The 19,406-nt window shown below is 60.8% G+C and carries 19 protein-coding genes and 1 pseudogene; 11 read left to right on the top strand and 9 right to left on the bottom strand.

The window, feature by feature from the left end; all coding sequences use genetic code 11:
* Positions 1 to 32: 32 nt before the first annotated feature.
* Complete coding sequence (locus JMV15_RS24805) at positions 33 to 743, bottom strand: histidine phosphatase family protein (RefSeq protein WP_014718186.1); 711 nt, start codon at positions 741 to 743, stop codon at positions 33 to 35.
* Between the two features lie 194 nt (positions 744 to 937).
* On the opposite strand from JMV15_RS24805, the gene sohB reads away from it, so the two are divergent.
* A complete protein-coding gene (sohB, locus tag JMV15_RS24800) occupies positions 938 to 1,963 on the top strand; it encodes a protease SohB (RefSeq protein ID WP_014718187.1) in 1,026 nt (341 codons plus the stop codon).
* Between the two features lie 133 nt (positions 1,964 to 2,096).
* On the opposite strand, the gene dhaL is transcribed toward sohB, so the two are convergent.
* From dhaL to JMV15_RS24765, 7 genes are all read right to left on the bottom strand, one after another.
* A complete protein-coding gene (dhaL, locus tag JMV15_RS24795; protein WP_019817619.1) occupies positions 2,097 to 2,741 on the bottom strand; it encodes a dihydroxyacetone kinase subunit DhaL in 645 nt (214 codons plus the stop codon).
* Between the two features lie 3 nt (positions 2,742 to 2,744).
* A complete protein-coding gene (locus JMV15_RS24790; protein ID WP_014718189.1) occupies positions 2,745 to 3,746 on the bottom strand; it encodes a dihydroxyacetone kinase subunit DhaK in 1,002 nt (333 codons plus the stop codon).
* Between the two features lie 156 nt (positions 3,747 to 3,902).
* A complete protein-coding gene (locus JMV15_RS24785) occupies positions 3,903 to 5,018 on the bottom strand; it encodes an MDR/zinc-dependent alcohol dehydrogenase-like family protein (protein ID WP_058410545.1) in 1,116 nt (371 codons plus the stop codon).
* A gap of 27 nt (positions 5,019 to 5,045) precedes the next feature.
* Positions 5,046 to 5,801: an SDR family oxidoreductase gene (locus JMV15_RS24780; protein WP_019817617.1), complete on the bottom strand. Its 756-nt coding sequence runs from the start codon at positions 5,799 to 5,801 to the stop codon at positions 5,046 to 5,048.
* Between the two features lie 153 nt (positions 5,802 to 5,954).
* The gene (locus tag JMV15_RS24775; protein ID WP_014718192.1) at positions 5,955 to 6,962 is read right to left on the bottom strand and encodes a substrate-binding domain-containing protein; all 1,008 of its coding nucleotides are present in this window, start codon (positions 6,960 to 6,962) and stop codon (positions 5,955 to 5,957) included.
* Between the two features lie 34 nt (positions 6,963 to 6,996).
* Entirely contained in the window at positions 6,997 to 7,974 is a 978-nt protein-coding gene (locus JMV15_RS24770; RefSeq protein WP_014718193.1) for an ABC transporter permease, read from the bottom strand.
* Positions 7,971 to 9,458: a sugar ABC transporter ATP-binding protein gene (locus tag JMV15_RS24765; protein WP_014718194.1), complete on the bottom strand. Its 1,488-nt coding sequence runs from the start codon at positions 9,456 to 9,458 to the stop codon at positions 7,971 to 7,973. Before JMV15_RS24765 ends, JMV15_RS24770 begins: the two co-directional genes overlap by 4 nt.
* 262 nt (positions 9,459 to 9,720) lie before the next feature.
* Between JMV15_RS24765 and rpiB the strand changes: the two genes are divergently transcribed.
* The 3 genes from rpiB to JMV15_RS24750 all read left to right on the top strand — a co-directional run bounded on the left by rpiB (position 9,721) and on the right by JMV15_RS24750 (position 13,229).
* On the top strand, positions 9,721 to 10,182 hold the full coding sequence (rpiB, locus tag JMV15_RS24760) for a ribose 5-phosphate isomerase B (protein ID WP_019817614.1): 462 nt from the start codon (positions 9,721 to 9,723) through the stop codon (positions 10,180 to 10,182).
* A 63-nt stretch (positions 10,183 to 10,245) separates the two neighbouring features.
* Positions 10,246 to 11,226, top strand: coding sequence for a sugar-binding transcriptional regulator (locus JMV15_RS24755; protein ID WP_003191835.1), 981 nt, complete (start codon positions 10,246 to 10,248; stop codon positions 11,224 to 11,226).
* Positions 11,227 to 11,660: 434 nt separating this feature from the next.
* The gene (locus tag JMV15_RS24750) at positions 11,661 to 13,229 is read left to right on the top strand and encodes a TerC family protein (protein WP_032903872.1); all 1,569 of its coding nucleotides are present in this window, start codon (positions 11,661 to 11,663) and stop codon (positions 13,227 to 13,229) included.
* A gap of 37 nt (positions 13,230 to 13,266) precedes the next feature.
* Here the strand turns inward: JMV15_RS24750 and JMV15_RS24745 are convergent.
* Positions 13,267 to 13,539, bottom strand: a pseudogene (locus JMV15_RS24745) (thioredoxin family protein); the annotation flags it as partial.
* A gap of 326 nt (positions 13,540 to 13,865) precedes the next feature.
* Here JMV15_RS24745 and JMV15_RS24740 point away from each other — a divergent pair.
* The 7 genes from JMV15_RS24740 (at position 13,866) to JMV15_RS24710 (ending at position 19,403) form a co-directional block, all read left to right on the top strand.
* Positions 13,866 to 14,714: a transporter substrate-binding domain-containing protein gene (locus JMV15_RS24740; RefSeq protein WP_019817613.1), complete on the top strand. Its 849-nt coding sequence runs from the start codon at positions 13,866 to 13,868 to the stop codon at positions 14,712 to 14,714.
* A 52-nt stretch (positions 14,715 to 14,766) separates the two neighbouring features.
* Complete coding sequence (locus tag JMV15_RS24735) at positions 14,767 to 15,429, top strand: amino acid ABC transporter permease (RefSeq protein WP_019817612.1); 663 nt, start codon at positions 14,767 to 14,769, stop codon at positions 15,427 to 15,429.
* 11 nt (positions 15,430 to 15,440) lie between these two features.
* Positions 15,441 to 16,103, top strand: coding sequence for an amino acid ABC transporter permease (locus JMV15_RS24730; protein ID WP_014718199.1), 663 nt, complete (start codon positions 15,441 to 15,443; stop codon positions 16,101 to 16,103).
* The gene (locus tag JMV15_RS24725; RefSeq protein ID WP_102666898.1) at positions 16,100 to 16,882 is read left to right on the top strand and encodes an amino acid ABC transporter ATP-binding protein; all 783 of its coding nucleotides are present in this window, start codon (positions 16,100 to 16,102) and stop codon (positions 16,880 to 16,882) included. The genes JMV15_RS24730 and JMV15_RS24725 overlap by 4 nt, the downstream gene beginning before the upstream one ends.
* A gap of 14 nt (positions 16,883 to 16,896) precedes the next feature.
* Positions 16,897 to 17,286, top strand: coding sequence for a RidA family protein (locus tag JMV15_RS24720; protein WP_003191822.1), 390 nt, complete (start codon positions 16,897 to 16,899; stop codon positions 17,284 to 17,286).
* 134 nt (positions 17,287 to 17,420) lie between these two features.
* Positions 17,421 to 18,185, top strand: coding sequence for an IclR family transcriptional regulator (locus JMV15_RS24715; protein ID WP_014718201.1), 765 nt, complete (start codon positions 17,421 to 17,423; stop codon positions 18,183 to 18,185).
* Between the two features lie 9 nt (positions 18,186 to 18,194).
* The gene (locus JMV15_RS24710; RefSeq protein ID WP_069868383.1) at positions 18,195 to 19,403 is read left to right on the top strand and encodes an amino acid deaminase; all 1,209 of its coding nucleotides are present in this window, start codon (positions 18,195 to 18,197) and stop codon (positions 19,401 to 19,403) included.
* Positions 19,404 to 19,406: the final 3 nt, after the last annotated feature.

Raw genomic sequence — 19,406 nt, 5'->3', positions numbered from 1 at the left:
CCAGTGACCTTGGGGTCACGGTTGGCCACAGTTCATCGGAAAGTGATGAGCTGCGGCGCCTTCAACAGTTGCAAGTGGGCGTGACTGTTGAAGGAAGCCAGTGCCACCTCGCGACCACGGAACTTGAGTTGGTTGAGCGAGGTGTTAACAATTTGCCAGTTCATTTCGAAGGCCTGGGCGGCAGGCATTCGGGTAATCAGGTGGAGCAGGGCGGTGATGGTGCCGCCGGAGGTGAATACGGCGATTTTGTCGGTGTGGTTCGCGGCTTCCAGGATACGCTGCAAGCCACCCTGGACCCGCTCGACAAACCCCAGCCAGCTTTCCAGCCCTGGTGGGTCATAGGTGCCGGCCAGCCAGCGCTCGATGATCAGGGCGAAAATGCGTTGGAACTCGCTGCGGTTCTGCGGGCCGTTGCGCAGGATGTGCACGGCATCCGGTTCACTGCTGAGCAGGTCGGGCAACAGGCCGCGAATGATCGCTTCGCCGTCGAACTCGTTGAACGCGCTGTCTGTTTCCAACGCCGGAACTGGCAAGCCCAAGGCGCTGTACTGATCGAACGTGGCGCTGGCAGTGTGCTGCTGGCGACGCAGGTCGCCGGCGATGCAGCGGTCAAACGCAATGCCCAGGTCTGCCAGGTGGCGACCGAGCACTTGCGCTTGTTCCACGCCAACGGGCGAGAGGACGTCATAGTCGTCTGCACCGAAGGAGGCCTGGCCATGTCGAATCAGATAAATGCTGCCCACGTCCGTTTTCCCGGTACGTTGAAAGTCTGGCGAGGTTATGAGGATGCCTGCGAGCTGTCAATGAAAAAACATACGCTTGTTTTAAAAGCGCGTTGGAGCCCGCCTGCTGGCGGTTTGATCACTGGCTCCTTCGCAGTGGCGTCGGTATGCTGGGGCCATCCGCGCCCGGCGCCGTGCATTTTTTAAGGAGACATATGGATTTTTTGGCCGAATACGCGAGCTTTCTGGCGAAGACCGTCACCCTGGTGGTCGCTATTCTGGTGGTACTGATCAGCTTTGCAGCACTGCGCAGCAAAGGTCGTCGTAAGTCCGCCGGCCAATTGCAGGTCAGCAAGCTGAATGATTTCTACAAGGGCTTGCGCGAGCGTCTGGAGTCGAGCCTGCTCGACAAGGACCAGCTCAAGGCCCTGCGCAAGTCCGAAAGCAAAGCCGAAAAGAAGAAAGACAAGAAGAAGCCCGAGCCCAAGCCGAGGGTATTCGTGCTGGATTTCGACGGTGACATCAAGGCCTCGGCCACCGAAAGCCTGCGCCATGAAATCACCGCACTGCTGAGCCTGGCCACGCCCAAGGATGAAGTGGTGCTGCGCCTGGAAAGCGGCGGCGGCATGGTGCACAGCTATGGCCTGGCCTCTTCGCAACTGGCGCGTATCCGCCAGGCCGGCGTGCCGTTGACCGTGTGCATCGACAAAGTGGCGGCCAGCGGCGGCTACATGATGGCCTGCATCGGCGAGAAGATCATCAGTGCACCCTTCGCCATTCTCGGTTCCATTGGCGTGGTGGCGCAGTTGCCCAACGTCAATCGCCTGCTTAAAAAGCACGACATCGACTTTGAAGTGCTGACCGCCGGTGAATACAAGCGCACGCTCACAGTGTTCGGCGAAAACACCGAGAAGGGCCGGGAGAAGTTCCAGGAGGACCTCGACATCACCCACCAGCTGTTCAAGAACTTCGTCTCGCGTTACCGCCCACAGTTGGCGATTGACGAGGTGGCCACCGGTGAAGTGTGGTTGGGCGTCGCTGCCCTCGACAAGCAACTGGTCGATGAGCTGCAAACCAGCGACGAATACCTGGCTACCAAGGCCAAGACCGCCGAAGTGTTCCACTTGCACTATGCCGAGCGTAAGAGCCTGCAAGAGCGCGTGGGCCTGGCGGCCAGCGGTTCGGTGGACCGGGTGCTGTTGACCTGGTGGAGCCGCTTGACCCAGCAGCGGTTCTGGTAAGCCAGTACTGATAACCAGGTAATCCCTTGTGGGAGCGGGCTTGCTCGCGAATGCGGTATATCAGTCAATAGATTTGCTGGCTGACACTCCGCATTCGCGAGCAAGCCCGCTCCCACATTGGTTTTCGGTCATGTCAGGTTAAACGGGGTTTAATCGAGTCCGCCAACTGCGTAAGGATCAGGCAGCACGACACGGCCCCGGCATCCAGAACGCCGAGGGAGCGCTCACCCAAACGACTGGCCCGGCCAATCTTGGCCACCAGGTCCTTGGTCGAATCCCGCCCTTGGGAGGCGGCCGTTTTCATCGCATCGAGTGCATCGCTGAAAGAACGCCCCGACGCCTGCGCCCGTTCAAAGGCTTCTACCGCCGGAATCAATGTATCCATCAAGCACTTGTCGCCCACGCCCGCTTCGGTGATGTCCTGCAGCGAGGTCAAGCCGCCGCGCAGCAGGCGGGCGAAGGTGGCGGCGTCGATGTCTTCACTGCCGCGCACTTCGTCGGCCATGCCGATAAACAGGCTGCCATACAAGGGCCCCATGGAGCCGCCGATGCCTTCCATCAGGCTCAGGGTCAGTTCATCCAGAGCTTCGGCCAGGGTCAGTTGGCGGCCTTCGATCGTGCGGCCGCAATGGGCAAAGCCTTTGGCCATGTTGATGCCATGGTCGCCATCGCCTATAGCGCCGTCGACTTCGCTGAGGTACTCCCGGTTGGCCACGATCACGCTGACCAGGTCGGCGACGATGGCGCTGCCATCATGGGTGGAAAAATGCTGGCTCATGGTTCACTCCGCCTGGGTCATGCCGATGGAGCGGCAGGGTTGGTCGATCAGGGTTTTCAGCTCGGCGTCGAGGCCGAGCAGGGTCAAGGTCACGCCCATCATCTCCAGGGAAGTGAAGTAATTGCCCACGTAGCAACGGTGAATCTTCAAACCTTTGGCCTTGAGCTGTTTTTCCACCTCGGCGTAGAAAATATACAACTCCATCACCGGGGTGGCGCCGAGGCCAGAGACCAGCACCACCACGCTGTCGTCCTGGCTGAAATCGCGGTCGGCGAGGATCGGCGCCAGCATGCGCTCGGCCATGGCGGCGGCCGGTTCAATCGGGATGACTTCGATGCCCGGCTCGCCATGATGGCCAATACCTAATTCCATCTGCCCGTCGGGAATCTGGAAGTTCGGCTTGCCCACCGCGGCGATGGTGCAGGGCGTAAGGCCGATACCAATCGAGCGGCAGTGGTCGACGGTTTTCTGCGCCACCCGAATCACGCCGTCCAGGTCGTAATGCTGGGCAGCGGCGGCACCGCCGATCTTCCACATGAAGATCTCCCCGGCTACACCGCGACGCTTGGCGATGTCGGCCTTGGGCGCGGACGCCACGTCGTCGTTGGCGACCACCGTGCGGATGCGCATGTCTTTGCTGGCGGCCATTTTCATCGCCAGCTTCACGTTCATGTTGTCGCCTGCGTAGTTGCCATACAGGCAGGCAACGCCAGCACCATGGTCGGCAGCGCGGAAGGCGTCGAAAAAGCTTTTGGCGGTGGGCGAGGAAAAAATCTCGCCGACGGCCACCGCATCCACCAGGCCTGGGCCTACATAACCGAGGAACGCCGGCTCATGCCCGGAGCCGCCGCCGGTGACAATGCCAACGCGGCCCTGGGCTGAGGGCTTGGCCTTGACGATGACCCGTGGGTTGCTTTCGTACTGGCGCAGCTCGGGGTGCGCGACCAGGATGCCGCGCAGCATGTCTTCGACCACTTGGTCGGGATCGTTGATGACTCGATTCATAACGCGGGTTCCTGTGTTCTTGTTCTAAGGGGCGGCACTATTCCACTGTGGGAGCTGGCTTGCCTGCGATGGCGGTGTGTCAGCTGGGGATTTTTTACTGATGCACCGTCATCGCAGGCAAGCCAGCTCCCACAGGGTTTTGTGTTGTTACTCAGATCAGGGTTCGAGCACAACCTTGAGCGATTTATCGCCGCGCTCCATCACTGCAAACGCTTCCTTGAAATCCGCCAGCGCAAACTTGTGGGTCACCACGTCGCGCATGTCGATCTTGCGGTTGCCGATAAAGTCGATGGCCCTTGGGTACATATACGGTCCCAGGTGTGAGCCGAGGATATCCAGCTCCTTGCGGTCGCCAATGATCGACCAGTCCACCGTGGCCTCGTCATTGAACACGCTGAATTCGACAAAGCGTCCCAGCTTGCGCAGCATCGCCAGGCCCTGGTTCACCGCCTTGTGGTGCCCGGTGGCTTCGATATAAATGTCGCAGCCGTAGCCATCGGTGATTTCGCGGATTTTCGCCAGCACATCCACCTCGGCCGGGTTCCACACTTCATCGGCGCCCAGGCGCAGGGCGAGGGCGGCGCGTTCGGGTTTCATGTCCAGCACAATGAGCTTTTTGGGGTTGCGCAACCGCACCGCGCCGATGATGCCCAGGCCCAGGGTGCCGGCGCCGGCGACCACCACGATGTCGTCATGGTCGACATTGGCGCGTTCCGCCGCGTGCAGCGAGCAGGCCAGCGGCTCGATCAGGATCGCTTCATCGGGGGCGATGGTTTCCGGTACTTTGTGGATGATGCCTTCCTTGGTGAAGATCATGTATTGGGCCATGGCGCCCTGCACATTGTTCTGGAAGCCATACAGGTCGTGCTTCTGGCACATCCAGTACTGGCCGTGGTTGCAAAAGCGGCAGCCCCAGCACGGCACGATCTGCTCGGAGATCACCCGGTCGCCCACGGCCACGCCGCGCTTCTCGGCGCCTGGGCCAAGGGCGACCACGCGGCACACGAACTCATGCCCGGGGATCATCGGTGGCTTCACGTAGCGCGGTTGTTCGGCATCGCCCCAGAACGACGGCGCGCCGCGATAGGTCTTGATATCGCCCATGCAAATGCCGCACAGCTCGACTTTGGTCAGGATCTCGTCGGGGCCGGGGGTGGGCACGTCGACGGTTTCCAGGCGGTAGTCTTCCGGGCCGTGGCAGACCACAGCCTGCATGGTTTTCGGGATGCTCGGGGCGAGTTGTTCAGGTGTGCGTTCGGTGACAGTGGACATGACAAAACCTCACGACATAACGATGAATTACTGAATGCTGTAACCGCCGTCGATCACCATGTTGGCGCCGGTGATCATCTGCGCGGCATCGCTGAGCAGGTACAGCGCCAGCCCGGCGATTTCTTCCGGCTGGGCAAAGCGACCTGCCGGGATCTGCAATTTGGCCCGCTCACCCACCTCGCCGGCCCAGGCTTTTTTACCCAGGGCGGTTTCGACGATGGTGGGGGAGATGGCGTTGACGTTGATCTGCGGCGCCCACTCCATGGCCAATACCTTGGTCATGCCGACGATGGCGGCTTTGCTGGCGCAGTAGGCAACGTGACGGTCCAGGCCAATCACGGCGGCCTGGGACGCCAGGTTGACGATGCGCCCGCTGCCTTGGGCAAGCATATGTCTGGCACAGGCCTGGGCCATGAAAAAGCTGGCCTTGAGGTTGATGTCCAGGGTGGTGTCCCAGGCGCTTTCGCTGACCTCGATGGCCTTGTCCAGCAGCACCACGCCTGCGCTGTTGATCAGGTAATCCAGGCGCTGGAAATGTGCGAACACCTTGTCGACGGTCGGTTGTATCTGGTCGATCTTCCCGAGGTCGACGGCAATGCCCAGGTGCCCGGCACCCAGGCTGGCGGCCACCTCGACCACGGCCGGATCGCGGTCCAGCAGCGCCACCCTTGCGCCGCGTTCCGCCAGCAAGGTAGCGCAGGCCAGGCCGATGCCGGCGGCGCCACCGGTGATCACCGCGCAACGGCCGCTGAGGTCGAAGGCTTGGTTCCAGAAACCAGACATGAATGACTCCCGATACAGATCAAAAGGTAGAACTCGGTCCAATGTGGGAGCTGGCTTGCCTGCGATTGCATCAACCCGGTCTACCTGATGCACCGAGGTGCCTGCATCGCAGGCAAGCCAGATCCCACAGTTGACTGTGTTTCAAGCCACTGACTACTTACCGCCGCTGACTTGCTTGTACAGCGCATCCGCATTGGCATTGGTCACCGGCACCCAGGGCAGGATGTAGTTCTTGGCTGTGCCGTCGGCCCATTTCACGTCCTTGGCGTAGCGCTCCCAGATCACCGATTGCGGCTTGTAGTCCTCGCCTGCCAGGGCGCGCAGGGCCACGTCCAGTGCGCCTTGGGATTGGGCCTGGGCATCCTGGAGGAAGGTGGTGACTTCGTCCTTTTTCGCCGCCTGGATCGCATCCGGCATGCCGTCGATAGAGGTAACGGGCACATCCTTGGCGGTGAGGCCATGGGACTTCAAGGCCTGCACGGCGCCCAGGGCCATGTCGTCGTTCTGGGCGATCACGCCATTGATGCCCTTGGGGTGGGCGTTGAGCCAGTCTTCGGTGAGGGTCATGGCCTGGGCGCGGTCCCAGTTGGCGGTTTTCTTTTCGATGATCTTGATGTCCGGGTGTTTGCCCAGCACTTCCAGCTCGCCTTTTTCCCGGTCGATCTGCGCCGACTGGCCAATCGGGCCCTGGATGATCACCACGTTGCCCTTGCCGTTGAGCTTGTCGACCATGGCCTGGGCCTGCAGGCGGCCGCCTTCCACGTCGTCGTTACCCACATACGGCACGCTGGCATCGGCTACTTTCGTATTGGAGGCGATGACCACCACGTCGTTGCTCATGGCGGCCTTGACGGTGCCGACGCCGGCCTTGGTATCAATCGGCACGAACAGAATCGCGTCGTAGCGTTGGGTCACCATGTTTTCGATCTGGTTGTTCTGGGTCAGGGCGTCGTAGTTGCCGTCGAACACGGTCAACTGCACGGTGCCATCCTTGACGGCCGGATGCTCCTTGAGCTCACGAACCCAGTTCTGCATGAACTGCCCCTTGAGGCCATAGACGGCTGCGCCGATCTTGTAGGTCTTGCCGTCGGCGGCCAGGGCGATACTGCTGGCGAGCAGGGAGAGGGCCGCCGCGGCGGCCAGGGTGGTACCCAGTTTCATAAGTAGAACTCCGGTTATTGTTATGGGTCGTTCTTCAGCGTTTCTTCTTGCGCCACACGTCGATCAGTACTGCGAACACAATGATCAGGCCCTTGGCGACCTGCTGGTAATAGGAGGACACGCCGAGCAGGTTCAGGCCGTTGTTGATCACGCCGATCAACAGGGCCCCGAACAAGGTGCCGACAATGCTGCCGGTACCGCCCGACAGGCTGGTGCCGCCGATCACCACCGCGGCAATCGCGTCCAGCTCATAGGAAACCCCGGCCTGGGGCAGCGCAGAGGTAGTGCGTGCCGACAGCACCACGCCGGCCAACCCGGCGAGCAGGCCCGAGACCACGTACACCGAGAACATCACCTTGCGCACGCCAATGCCGGAGGTGCGTGCGCTTTTTTCATTGCCGCCCACCGCATACACATAACGGCCGTAGGTGGTGTAGCGCAGCACCATCCAGAAAATAAGCGCGACCACGGCGAAGATGATGATCGGCACGCCCACCGGGCCGACCTTGCCGATGCCGAGGGCCAGGTAGGCGTCGGGCAGGTCGGTGATCGGGCTGCCGTCGTTGAGAATAAAGGTCATGCCCCGCGCGATGCTGAGCATGCCGAGGGTGGCCACGAACGGCGGGATCGACAGGTTGGCGATCATGAAACCATTGACCACCCCGAGCATCGCGCCGGCAAACATCCCTGCGCTGACCGCCGCCAACAGGCCATAACCCTGGGTGGCGACCATGGCGCTGCACAACCCGGCGAACGCCAGGATCGACCCCACCGACAGGTCGATACCCTTGGTCAGGATCACATAGGTCATGCCCACGGCGAGAATGCCGTTGATGGAGGTCTGGCGCAGGATGTCCATCCAGTTGCGCCAGGTCATGAAGTACTCACTGGAAAACGCCATTACCACGCACAGCAGGATAAACACCAGCGGCAGGCCGAAGCGGTCGAGGGACAGGCGCAGGCGGTTGCGCGGCGCGGCGGTAACGGGGGCAACGATGGTTTTGGCATTCATGAGGCAAGACTCAACAAGGCTTCCTGGGAAAGGGCGGTGTCGGTGCTGATAGTGACCAGCCGGCCACCTTTGAAGACGGCGATGCGGTCGCTCAAGTGCAGCAGTTCCGGTGCTTCTGACGACACCACAATGGCTGCGCCACCGGCCCGCACAAACTGGTCGAGCAGGTGGTAGATCTCCTGTTTGGCGCCTTCGTCGATGCCGCGGGTGGGTTCATCGCAGAGCAGGCACACCGGTTCCGTGGACAGGCATTTGGCGAGCACCACCTTTTGCTGGTTGCCGCCGCTCATGGACGCCACCGGCAGCTCCAGGGAACTGGTCTTGATCTGCAGGCGCTTGACCATCTCCTCGGCCAGTTGCGCCTCTTTGCGTGCGTTGATCAGCGACCAACTCGACAAGCGCTTATAGGCCGACAGTGCAATGTTCGACAGGATGCTGCCGGTCAGCACCAGGCCGCTGTCCTTGCGGTCTTCGGTGACCAGCGACATGCCGGCGTCGATGGTCGCCTTGGGCTGCCCGATGGGCATGGGCTTGCCTTGCAAGGTAACGCTGCCGGCATCCGCCACGGTCAGGCCGTAGATGCAATTGAGGAATTCACTGCGCCCGGAGCCCATCAACCCATAAATGCCGAGGATCTCGCCACGGCGCAGTTGCAGGCTGATGTCGTGGAACTCACCGTTGCGGCTCAGGTTGTCGACCTGCAGGCAGGTGCTGGCCGCGCATTCGCGGCCCACCTTGTGGTCGATGCGCGTCAGTTCCTGGCCGACAATGCCGCGCACCAGGTGGTCGCGGTCGATATCGGCCATGCGCCCGCTTTCCACAAAGGCGCCATCACGGAAGATGCTGTAGTCATCGGCGATCTGCGCCAGTTCGCTCAGTCGATGGGACACGTACACGATGCCGGCACCGCGTGCGGTAAGGCGGCGAATCGCCTTGAACAGGGTTTCGGCCTCGCGCTCGCCGATGGCCGAGGTGGGCTCGTCCATGATCATCACCTGGCAGTCATGGCTGAACGCCTTGGCGATTTCCACCAGTTGCATCTGCGCCACGCTCAAGCGGTGCATGGGGCTGGTGGCGTCGACGTCGAACTCCAGGCTTTCGAGCAGTTCGCGGGTGCGGCGATTGAGGGCCTTGCTGTCGACGATGCAACCGGCGCGGCGCGGTTCGCGGCCCAGCCAGATGTTTTCGGCGACGGTCATGTAGGGGATGGGTTCGAGCTCCTGGGTGATCATTGCGATCCCCGCGGCCAAGGCTTCACTCGGGCGATTGAACTGCACCGGTGCGCCGTTGAGCACAATGCTGCCGGCGTCACGCTGGGTGATGCCCATCAGGATGCTCAGGAAGGTCGACTTGCCGGCACCGTTGCCGCCGCACAGGGCGTGGACGCTGCCGGCGCGCAGAGAAAGGCGCCCGTCGCGCAGGGCTGGCACCCCGGCGTAAGCCTTGGCGACATGTTCAGCCTGGAGCAGTAATGGCGTGGCCATCGGCGTGTCCTCGTGCTGTGAATTCTTATTAGGTCGCACAGTCATGTTTCGCTGTGATCATATGTGTATCAAATGAAATTCTGATCAGTCAATCTCTTTCAATTAAAAGGTGTGATTCTCATCTTTGACGCGGTTATTGCCTTGGTATAGGGCTTTGACTGGCAGGTCAGTTAAATCTCGCTTGACAGTAAGGGGTGAATGCTTGCGAAATGAGTGAGAGATATTTCACTAAGTGATCATTTGATCAGTGGAGTTTGGCGCCATGAACACACCTTTCCCGGTGGCTATCGGATGCGATGAAGCAGGTTTTGAGCTCAAAGAGTTGTTGAAGCGCCATATCGAGGCGTTGGGGTACCCGGTCACCGACTTCGGTACGCATTCAACGGCGCCGGTGCTGTACCCGGACATCGCTCTGGCCGTGGCCACCGCCATCAATGCCGGGCAACAGCGCCTCGGCGTGCTGGTATGCGGCACCGGCATAGGCATGGCCATCTCGGCCAACAAAGTTCTGGGCATCCGTGCGGCCCAGGCCCATGACACCTACTCTGCGGAGCGGGCGCGCAAGAGCAACGATGCGCAAATCCTCTCCATCGGTGCGCGGGTCATCGGTGCGGAGTTGGCCAAAAGCATCGTCAGTGCGTTTTTGGCCTCGGAGTTCGAAGCGGCGCGGTCCGGGGCCAAGGTCGAGCGCATCAATGCGATCGAGCGCGATGGGCATCAGTAGTGGACGGCGCAGGGCAAGAGTCGGGAGAATGCGCCTTTGACGCCGAAACGGAAGCCCGTCCCCATGAGTGACAGTACCCAGCGCATGGCCAGTGATATCGATCAGATGACCGAAGTGGCGATGCTCTATTACCTTGAGAACGTCACTCAGGAGGCCATTGCCAAGCGTTTTGACCTGTCGCGGGCAAAAGTCAGCCGCCTGCTCAAGCGCGCGCGCGATGAAGGGATTGTCGAGGTGCGCGTGCTGCAGCACCCGGCAATGAACAACGAGCTGGAACGGGCACTGGTGGAGCGCTTCAAGCTCGACCGCGCCTTGATTGCGGTCGACCACAGCGACCCCGACACCCAGCGCTCGGCGGTCGCCAGCCTGGTGGCCAACTACCTCAACAAGACCCTGGGCGACGGCATGATCGTTGCGGTGGGCATGGGGCGTAACGTCGGCGCGGTGGCCGATAACGTGTTTCTGCCGGTGACCCGCAACTGCACCTTCGTGTGTGCCATCGGCGGTTCGCTCAAGGCCGGTGAATACATGAACCCTGACCACATCTGCCGGCGCCTGGCCCTGCGCTTTGGGGGCGAAAGTGAAAGCCTCTACGCCCCAGCGCTGGTGGCCAACCCCGAGCTGCGCGGGGTGCTGATCAACAACGACACGGTGCGCTCCACCCTTGACCGCGCACGCCGCGCTGACATTGCCTTGATCGGCATCGGCGACATGAGCGAGAACAGCAACATGGTGCGCATGGGCTGGTTTTCGCCCCAGGAAATCGCCCAGGCGCGCCTGTCTGGCACTGTGGGCGACATGATGGGCTATGACTTTATCGACATTCACGGCCAGCCGGCGGTCAACGCCATCCAGGGGCGCGTGATCGGGTTGACGGTGCAGGAGCTGTTTCGCATCCCGGATGTGGTGGCGATTGCCAGTGAGAACACCAAGGCGGCGGCGACCTTGGGGGCGTTGCGCTCGGGAGTGATCAATACGCTGGCGACCACCGTCACCAACGCCCACACTATCCTGGCGCTGGACGATGCCACTCGTAAAACCTGATACAGATCGTTCCCACGCTCCAGCGTGGGAACGCATCCTGTGACGCTCCGCGTCACCCTTGCGCGGGTGGGACGCGGAGCGTCAAAGGCGGCATTCCCACGCGGAGCGTGGGAACGATCAACACCGAGGTGCCTGCATCGCAGGCAAGCCAGCTCCCACAAGTATTGGTGTGCTTCTGATAGGGGCTACAGGTTTTGTAATAGTTTTGCGCTGTAGGAAATTTGTATTTCAAATGTAGGATTCAAGTCCTTTTGTCATTTCAGGACTTGCATGAACACCCTCTCGGAGCCTCCCAGTCGTCTTTCCCCAAGACAACCGCTGTCGCTGTTCCCGCTGAAGCACCCCGTATTCCGTCAACTAACCTTGTCTCGGTCGTATGACCGCACTTTGCCGTGCCCGGCGTTCTGAACACTTTAAAGACAGAGAATTTATAAATGGAATGGTTAGCGGATCCTACGGCCTGGCTCGGCCTTGCGACCTTGATTGTGCTGGAACTGGTGCTGGGTATCGACAACCTGGTGTTTATCGCGATCCTGGCGGACAAGCTGCCACCGGAGCAGCGTGACCGTGCACGTTTGATCGGTTTATCCCTGGCGCTGCTGATGCGCCTGGGCCTGTTGGCGAGTATTTCCTGGTTGGTGACCCTGACCCAGCCGCTGTTCGAGGTGTTCGACAAGAGCTTCTCGGGCCGTGACCTGATCATGCTGTTCGGCGGTATATTCCTGCTGTTCAAGGCCACCATGGAATTGCATGAGCGCCTTGAAGGCCATGTGGCGCAGCACAAGGGCAATGTGGCTTACGCGATGTTCTGGCCGATCGTCGCGCAAATCGTGGTGCTGGATGCGGTGTTCTCCCTCGATGCGGTGATTACCGCCGTGGGCATGGTCGACGAGCTGGCGGTGATGATGATCGCCGTGATCGTGTCCATCGGCCTGATGATCGTGGCGAGCAAGCCGCTGACCCGTTTCGTCAATGCGCACCCCACCGTGATCATGCTGTGCCTGGGCTTCCTGATGATGATCGGTTTCGCCCTGACCGCCGAAGGCCTGGGTTTCCATATTCCCAAGGGCTACCTGTACGCGGCCATTGGCTTCTCGATTCTGATCGAGGTGTTCAACCAGATCGCCCGAGCCCGTCGCAAGAAATCGGCGCAGGGCGTGTTGCCGGTGCGTGAGCGTACCGCCCATGCGGTGATGCGCTTGTTGGGCGGCCGCAGCCTGGCGGTGGAAGAAGTGGGTGAAGACGTGGCTGACCTGCTGGGCGAGCCGGATGCTGCGCAGGGGCCGCTGTTTGATCGACGCGAACGGGTGATGATCAGCGGTGTGCTGCAACTGGCCGAGCGGCCGATTCGCACCCTGATGACCCCAAGGGCCAAGGTTGACTGTATCGACCTGGCGGACGACCCCGAGACGACGCGTCTGAAACTGATGCACTCGTCCTACTCGCGTCTGCCGTTGATCCGTAACGGTGCAGTGGATGAGCCTTTGGGCTTTGTACACAAGAAAGAACTGCTCAAGGAATACCTGGCTGGCAACGAGCCGAACCTTGCGCACTTGGCGCGTCGGGCGATCAACCTGCTGGAAAGCTTTTCGATCCTCAACGCCTTGGAGCAGATGCGCCAGGAGTCCACCCACATTGCTTTCGTGATCAACGAATTCGGCGACTTCATGGGTGTATTGAGCATGACGGATATTCTGGAATCCATCGCCGGTGAATTGCCCGATGCCAGCGAAATCGAAGGGCCGGACATAGTCGAGGACGGCGATGGTTTCCGTGCCAATGGTGCCTTGAACCTCAACCTGCTGCGTCAGCGTACGGGCTTCAAGGCTGCGGCTACCGAGGACTATCAAACCTTGGCGGGGTTGGTGATGAGCCTGCTCGACCGCCTGCCGGCGGTGGGCGATAGCCTGGAGCATGAAGGCTGGCGTTTGACCGTGGCTGAAGTGGAAGAGCGCCGGGTGACGCAAGTGCACTTGCGCCCTTGCTCAGGTCATAACGGCTGAAGATGTCTTTTACGCACTGTTCTTGTTCTTCAACGGGGCCGAAGCCTTTGAGCCGTTCTACCACGGCCCCCTTCAGGTAGATCAGCAGCGTCGGGGTGCCCGTCACGTCAGGGTGCCTCGGCGTATGGGCGCAGTCGAGTAACAGGTTGACTATCCAGGGATGCTTCCACGCGGTCTGTTCGAATAAGTGGCATGCCTGCGCGCAAGCGGGGCAGTGCTCTGAAAAAAAAAGAATAAACACCGGGCGCGGTGTGTTCAGTACCCGATTGAACCCTTGGGCGCTGGAAATTCTGCGCGTGGCGACTCCCATGTTGATCCTCCTGCCTGCCGTGTTGGTTTTTGCTCACGCTAAGCCGGAGGGTCGTCACCGTCTACTGTCAACCTTCACAGGTGCGCGTCACTTGCACTCGACCCGTCTAGGTGCGCTGTAACACCGTTGTGGGGCGTTGCGTAGCACTGCCATGCGACGACGGCGCAACGCTGTTTATCTCTGCAATCGCTATCACGCTGATCCCTAACGCATTTATTACCCCCATAGGTTTCCTCCAGCGTCTGTGGCACACTTTCTGCTGTCTATTCCGTTGTTACATACCAAGTTCCGGTATAGCGGAATACACAATCCCTGGAGTGCTTGTCATGCATCACCGACCTTCCGTATTCAAAGCGTGTGTTTTTCTCGTCGCTGCATCGGCTTCCTTCGCCAGCCTGGTGCAGGCGGCGGACAGCAAGCTCGATGATGTGCTCAAGCGTGGGCACTTGATCGTAGGTACAGGCAGTACCAATGCGCCGTGGCACTTCCAGGGAGCGGATGGCAAGTTGCAGGGATTTGATATCGACATCGGCCGCATCGTGGCCAAAGGCTTGTTCAATGACCCGAGCAAGGTGGAGTTTGTGGTGCAGTCGTCCGATGCACGTATTCCCAACCTGCTCACCGACAAGGTCGACATGAGCTGCCAGTTCATCACCGTCACCGCCAGCCGTGCGCAGCAGGTGGCCTTCACCCTGCCGTACTACCGGGAAGGCGTCGGCCTGCTGCTGCCCAACAACAGCAAGTACAAGGAAATCGAAGATCTCCAAGCCGCAGGTGATGACGTTACCGTGGCAGTGCTGCAAAACGTATACGCCGAAGAGTTGGTGCACCAGGCGCTGCCCAAGGCCAAGGTCGACCAGTACGACAGTGTCGACTTGATGTACCAGGCCGTGAACTCAGGTCGCGCCGATGCCGCCGCCACCGATCAGTCCTCGGTCAAATACCTGATGGTGCAGAACCCTGGCCGCTACCGCAGCCCCACCTACGCCTGGAGCCCGCAAACCTACGCCTGCGCGGTCAAGCGCGGCGACCAGGACTGGTTGAACTTCGTCAATACCGCGCTGCACGAAGCCATGACCGGTGTGGAGTTCCCCACCTATAAAGCCTCGTTCAAGCAGTGGTTTGGCGTGGATCTGCCAGAACCGGCGATTGGTTTTCCCGTGGAATTCAAGTGACCCGCAACAATAGGGGCGTGCCTGAACACGCCCCCTTCAGGTGCTGCTGACCATGAACTATCAGTTGAACTTTGCCGCCGTCTGGCGTGATTTCGACACCTTGCTGGCGGGGCTCGGCCTGGGGTTGCAGTTGGCGTTGCTGTCGATCGCCATCGGCTGCGTGATCGGCCTGTTGATGGCGTTTGCCATGCTCTCCAGGCACCGTGCGTTGCGTATTCTTGCCTCGGTGTATGTGACGGTGGTGCGCAACACCCCCATCCTGGTGTTGATCCTGTTGATCTACTTCGCCTTGCCCTCCCTGGGTATTCGCCTGGATAAGATTCCCTCGTTCATCATCACCCTGTCGTTGTATGCCGGTGCCTATCTCACCGAAGTGTTCCGCGCAGGCCTAGTGAATATTCCCAAGGGCTTGCGGGAAGCCGGCCTGGCCATCGGCCTGGGGGAGTGGCGGATTCGCGCTTACATCACCGTGCCGGTGATGCTGCGCAACGTGCTGCCGGCGCTGTCGAACAACTTTATCTCGCTGTTCAAGGACACCTCCCTGGCCGCTGCGATCGCGGTGCCGGAGCTGACCTATTACGCCCGCAAGATCAACGTCGAAAGCTATCGGGTGATTGAAACCTGGCTGGTCACGACCGCGCTCTACGTGGCTGCCTGTTACCTGATTGCCATGCTGCTCCGTTACCTGGAACAGCGTTTGGCTATCCGTCGTTAAGGAAGGGTCCCATGTACGAATCCCCCAGTTGGCTGCATGAATTGTGGATCGCCCGCGAGACCCTTTGGGCTGGCTTCCAGGCCAGCGTGGCGGTCTCGGCGCTGGCGATTGTCTTTGGCACCCTGATCGGCATCGTCGCCGGGTTGATCCTCACCTACGGCAAATTCTGGATGCGCGCGCCGTTCCGTCTGTATGTCGATTTGATCCGTGGCACGCCGGTGTTTGTACTGGTGTTGGCGTGTTTCTACATGCTGCCGGCCCTTGGCTGGCAAATCAGTGCGTTCCAGGCCGGTGCGGTCGGGCTCACCTTGTTCTGTGGCTCCCATGTATCGGAAATCGTGCGCGGCGCGCTGCAAGCCATTCCCCGTGGGCAAATGGAAGCGGGTAAGGCGATTGGCCTGACGTTTTATCAGTCCCTGGGCTACGTGCTGTTGCCCCAGGCGCTGCGGCAGATTTTGCCGACCTGGGTCAATTCCTCCACGGAAATTGTCAAGGCTTCCACCTTGCTGTCGGTGATCGGCGTGGCCGAATTGCTGCTCAGTACTCAGCAGGTGATCGCGCGCACCTTCATGACCCTGGAGTTCTACCTGTTCGCCGGTTTTCTGTTCTTTGTCATCAACTACGCCATCGAATTATTCGGGCGCTACATTGAAAAACGGGTGGCCTTGCCATGAACCAAGCTCAAACCAACCCAGCGCTGCTGGACATTCGTGGCCTGCGTAAACAATACGGCCAGGTGGAAGTGCTCAAGGGCGTCGACCTGTCCATGCAGCGCGGCAATGTGGTGACGTTGATCGGCTCCAGCGGCTCGGGCAAGACCACCTTGCTGCGCTGCGTGAACCTGCTGGAGGAGTTCCAGGGCGGGCAGATCACCCTGGATGGCGAGTCCATTGGTTACAGCGATGTTGGCGGCAAGCGCGTACGCCACCCGGAGCGGGTGATCGCCCAGCACCGCGAAATGACCGGCATGGCGTTCCAGCAATTCAACCTGTTCCCGCACCTGACTGCGCTGCAGAACGTTACCCTCGGCTTGCTCAAGGTCAAGAAGATGGGCAAGGATGAAGCGGTAGCCCTGGCCGAAAAATGGTTGGACCGCGTCGGCCTGCTGGAACGCCGCAATCACTTTCCCGGCCAATTGTCCGGCGGCCAGCAACAACGTGTGGCCATTGCCCGGGCCATTGCCATGAACCCCAGCCTGATGCTGTTCGATGAAGTCACCTCGGCCCTCGACCCGGAGTTGGTGGGCGAAGTGCTCAGCGTGATCAAGGGGCTGGCGGAGGAGGGCATGACCATGTTGTTGGTCACCCACGAGATGCGCTTTGCCTATGAAGTTTCGGACCAGATCGTGTTCATGAACCAGGGCCGCATTGAAGAGCAGGGCAGCGCGAAAGATATATTCGAGCGGCCGCAGTCGCCGCGCCTGGCGGAATTTCTCAAGAACATTCGTTTTTAACAAGGAGCAACTATATGAGCATTACTCGTTACGGCACCGGCAGCACCGCAGGTGGCGGCCAGCCACGCCCGTTCGCCCGCGCTGTGGAAGCCGATGGCTGGCTGTACGTGTCGGGCCAGGTACCTGCGGTGGACGGTGAAATCATCAACGGCGGCATCATCGAGCAAACCCGCCAGACGATGCGCAACGTGGTGGCGATCCTCGAAGAGGCCGGCTACGAGCTCAAGGATGTGGTTCGGGTGGGCGTATGGTTGGAAGACCCACGGGACTTCTGGAGCTTCAACAAGGTGTTCGGCGAATACTTCACCCCGGAACACGCCCCGGCGCGTGCCTGTGTGCAGGCCAATATGATGGTCGATTGCAAGGTCGAGATTGATTGCGTGGCCTACAAGAAAAAGGCCTAACTGATCATTCCCACGCTCTGCGTGGGAATACCGCCTTGGACGCTCTGCGTCCGCGCTTGTGACGCAGAGCGTCACCGCATGCATGCCCACGCAGAGCGTGGGAACGATCATCTGGAACGGGACCGAGTACTGCCATGACCGAAGACACCATCAAACGCCGCGCCAAAGGCCTGGACCGTGCGTTCGATATCCTCGATTTTCTCAAGGAAATCGGCCAGCCCCTGCGCCCGAATGATATTGCCAGCGGCATCGGCAGCCCCAAATCCACGGTCTACGAACTGGTGGCGTCGTTGCTGGAGCGGCGCATCCTGGAGACCGTGGGCAAGGAAGGCCACGTGTACCTGGGGCGTCAGCTGTATTTCCTTGGCCAGGCACACTTGCGTCACTTTGACCTGACCCGCGAGGCCGACCACGCCTTGCAGGAGATCGTCAGCCAGACCCACGAAACCGCACAGATGTGCCTGCTCAACGGGCGCAAATACACGGTAGCGCTGATGCGCGAGGGCCAGCGGCATTTCCGTATTTCTTCGGATATCGGTGAAAACGCCCCCATTCCCTGGACCGCCTCGGGGCGCTTGTTGCTGGGGCATTTGAGCGATCAGCAGATCGTCGACCTGATCGATCCCGACGACTTCATCCTGCCGGACGGCCTGCGCCTGCCGCTGGACACTTTCCTGGCGCAGATCCGCCAGGCCAGCCTGGATGGGTTCTTCTCCTTCGACAGTGTGGCCGACACCTTCACCCATTGTTTCGCCGCCCCGGTGCGCGATGCCCAGGGCATCAGCATCGCAACCCTGTGCATCGTCGCCCCCCGGGCTGATGCGAGTAAAAACTACCACGACTATCGCCGGGTACTGATCGACAGTGCCAACAGCCTGGCCCGGCGCATCAACGAATAGGAGTTTTCCATGTCTGCCCTCAACGCCGTTGAAAAAGGTGCCGCTGCCGTCGGTGCCCATTTGGTTCGCGATGTCAGCCTGCCGGCCCTGGTGCTGCACCGTGACGCCCTGGAACATAACATCCGCTGGATGCAGGACTTTGTCCGCAGCAGCGGCGCCGAGCTGGCGCCCCACGGCAAGACCAGCATGATGCCCGCGCTGTTCCAGCGCCAGATCACCGCCGGTGCCTGGGGCATCACCCTGGCTACCGCCGTGCAGACCCGCGCCGCCTACGCCAGCGGCGTGCGTCGCGTGCTGATGGCCAACCAACTGGTGGGCGCAGCGAACATGGCCTTGATCGCGGACCTGCTGGCCGACAAGGATTTTGACTTTCATTGCATGGTCGATCACCCGGACAACGTTGCCGACCTGGGCCTGTTCTTCGCCGCCCGTGGTCAGCGCCTCAATGTGATGATCGAGTATGGCGTGGTCGGTGGCCGGTGCGGCTGTCGCAGCGAGCAGCAAGTGCGCGACCTGGCCAAGGCGGTCCAGGCCCAGCCGGCCTTGGCCCTCACCGGTATCGAGGGTTACGAAGGCGTGATCCACGGCGAGCACGCCATCAGTGGTATCCGCGCCTTCGCCGCCAGCCTGGTGAGCCTGGCGGTCGAGCTGCAAGACAGCGGCCTGTTCGACCTGCCCACGCCGATCATCACCGCATCGGGCTCGGCCTGGTACGACCTGATCGCCGAGTCGTTCGAAACGCAGAACGCCGCCGGTCGTTTCCTCAGCGTGTTGCGCCCAGGCAGTTACGTGGCCCACGACCATGGCATCTACAAAGAGGCGCAGTGCTGTGTACTCGAACGCCGCAGCGACCTCAACGAGGGCCTGCGCCCGGCAATGGAAGTCTGGGCGTATGTGCAGTCGTTGCCGGAGCCTGGTTTTGCGGTGGTTGCCCTGGGCAAGCGCGACGTGGCCTACGACGCCGGTTTGCCGGTGCCACTCAAGCGCTACAAGGCCGGGATCGTGCCGGCGCAAGGTGATGATGTGAGCGGGTGCAAGGTCACGGCGGTAATGGACCAGCATGCGTTCATGACCGTGGCGCCCGGGGTTGAATTGCGTATTGGCGACATCATTTCCTTTGGTACGTCCCACCCTTGCCTGACCTTTGATAAATGGCAGGTGGGGTGCCTGGTGGATGAGCAGTTGCAGGTGGTCGAGTCTCTGCGTACCTGCTTCTAGACC

The organism is Pseudomonas paracarnis, assembly GCF_904063055.1.
GTDB classification, from domain to species: domain Bacteria; phylum Pseudomonadota; class Gammaproteobacteria; order Pseudomonadales; family Pseudomonadaceae; genus Aquipseudomonas; species Aquipseudomonas paracarnis.
The sequence above is the reverse complement of the archived record's forward strand: the minus strand, read 5'-3'. Positions and strand labels throughout refer to the sequence as shown.

What these genes read in the sequence shown, in the direction of transcription:
- sohB (WP_014718187.1), top strand. Translation starts at nt 938, where the DNA reads ATGGATTTTTTGGCCGAATACGCGAGCTTTCTGGCGAAGACCGTCACC.
- dhaL (WP_019817619.1), bottom strand. Translation starts at nt 2,741, where the DNA reads ATGAGCCAGCATTTTTCCACCCATGATGGCAGCGCCATCGTCGCCGAC.
- JMV15_RS24790 (WP_014718189.1), bottom strand. Translation starts at nt 3,746, where the DNA reads ATGAATCGAGTCATCAACGATCCCGACCAAGTGGTCGAAGACATGCTG.
- JMV15_RS24785 (WP_058410545.1), bottom strand. Translation starts at nt 5,018, where the DNA reads ATGTCCACTGTCACCGAACGCACACCTGAACAACTCGCCCCGAGCATC.
- JMV15_RS24780 (WP_019817617.1), bottom strand. Translation starts at nt 5,801, where the DNA reads ATGTCTGGTTTCTGGAACCAAGCCTTCGACCTCAGCGGCCGTTGCGCG.
- JMV15_RS24775 (WP_014718192.1), bottom strand. Translation starts at nt 6,962, where the DNA reads ATGAAACTGGGTACCACCCTGGCCGCCGCGGCGGCCCTCTCCCTGCTC.
- JMV15_RS24770 (WP_014718193.1), bottom strand. Translation starts at nt 7,974, where the DNA reads ATGAATGCCAAAACCATCGTTGCCCCCGTTACCGCCGCGCCGCGCAAC.
- JMV15_RS24765 (WP_014718194.1), bottom strand. Translation starts at nt 9,458, where the DNA reads ATGGCCACGCCATTACTGCTCCAGGCTGAACATGTCGCCAAGGCTTAC.
- rpiB (WP_019817614.1), top strand. Translation starts at nt 9,721, where the DNA reads ATGAACACACCTTTCCCGGTGGCTATCGGATGCGATGAAGCAGGTTTT.
- JMV15_RS24755 (WP_003191835.1), top strand. Translation starts at nt 10,246, where the DNA reads ATGAGTGACAGTACCCAGCGCATGGCCAGTGATATCGATCAGATGACC.
- JMV15_RS24750 (WP_032903872.1), top strand. Translation starts at nt 11,661, where the DNA reads ATGGAATGGTTAGCGGATCCTACGGCCTGGCTCGGCCTTGCGACCTTG.
- JMV15_RS24740 (WP_019817613.1), top strand. Translation starts at nt 13,866, where the DNA reads ATGCATCACCGACCTTCCGTATTCAAAGCGTGTGTTTTTCTCGTCGCT.
- JMV15_RS24735 (WP_019817612.1), top strand. Translation starts at nt 14,767, where the DNA reads ATGAACTATCAGTTGAACTTTGCCGCCGTCTGGCGTGATTTCGACACC.
- JMV15_RS24730 (WP_014718199.1), top strand. Translation starts at nt 15,441, where the DNA reads ATGTACGAATCCCCCAGTTGGCTGCATGAATTGTGGATCGCCCGCGAG.
- JMV15_RS24725 (WP_102666898.1), top strand. Translation starts at nt 16,100, where the DNA reads ATGAACCAAGCTCAAACCAACCCAGCGCTGCTGGACATTCGTGGCCTG.
- JMV15_RS24720 (WP_003191822.1), top strand. Translation starts at nt 16,897, where the DNA reads ATGAGCATTACTCGTTACGGCACCGGCAGCACCGCAGGTGGCGGCCAG.
- JMV15_RS24715 (WP_014718201.1), top strand. Translation starts at nt 17,421, where the DNA reads ATGACCGAAGACACCATCAAACGCCGCGCCAAAGGCCTGGACCGTGCG.
- JMV15_RS24710 (WP_069868383.1), top strand. Translation starts at nt 18,195, where the DNA reads ATGTCTGCCCTCAACGCCGTTGAAAAAGGTGCCGCTGCCGTCGGTGCC.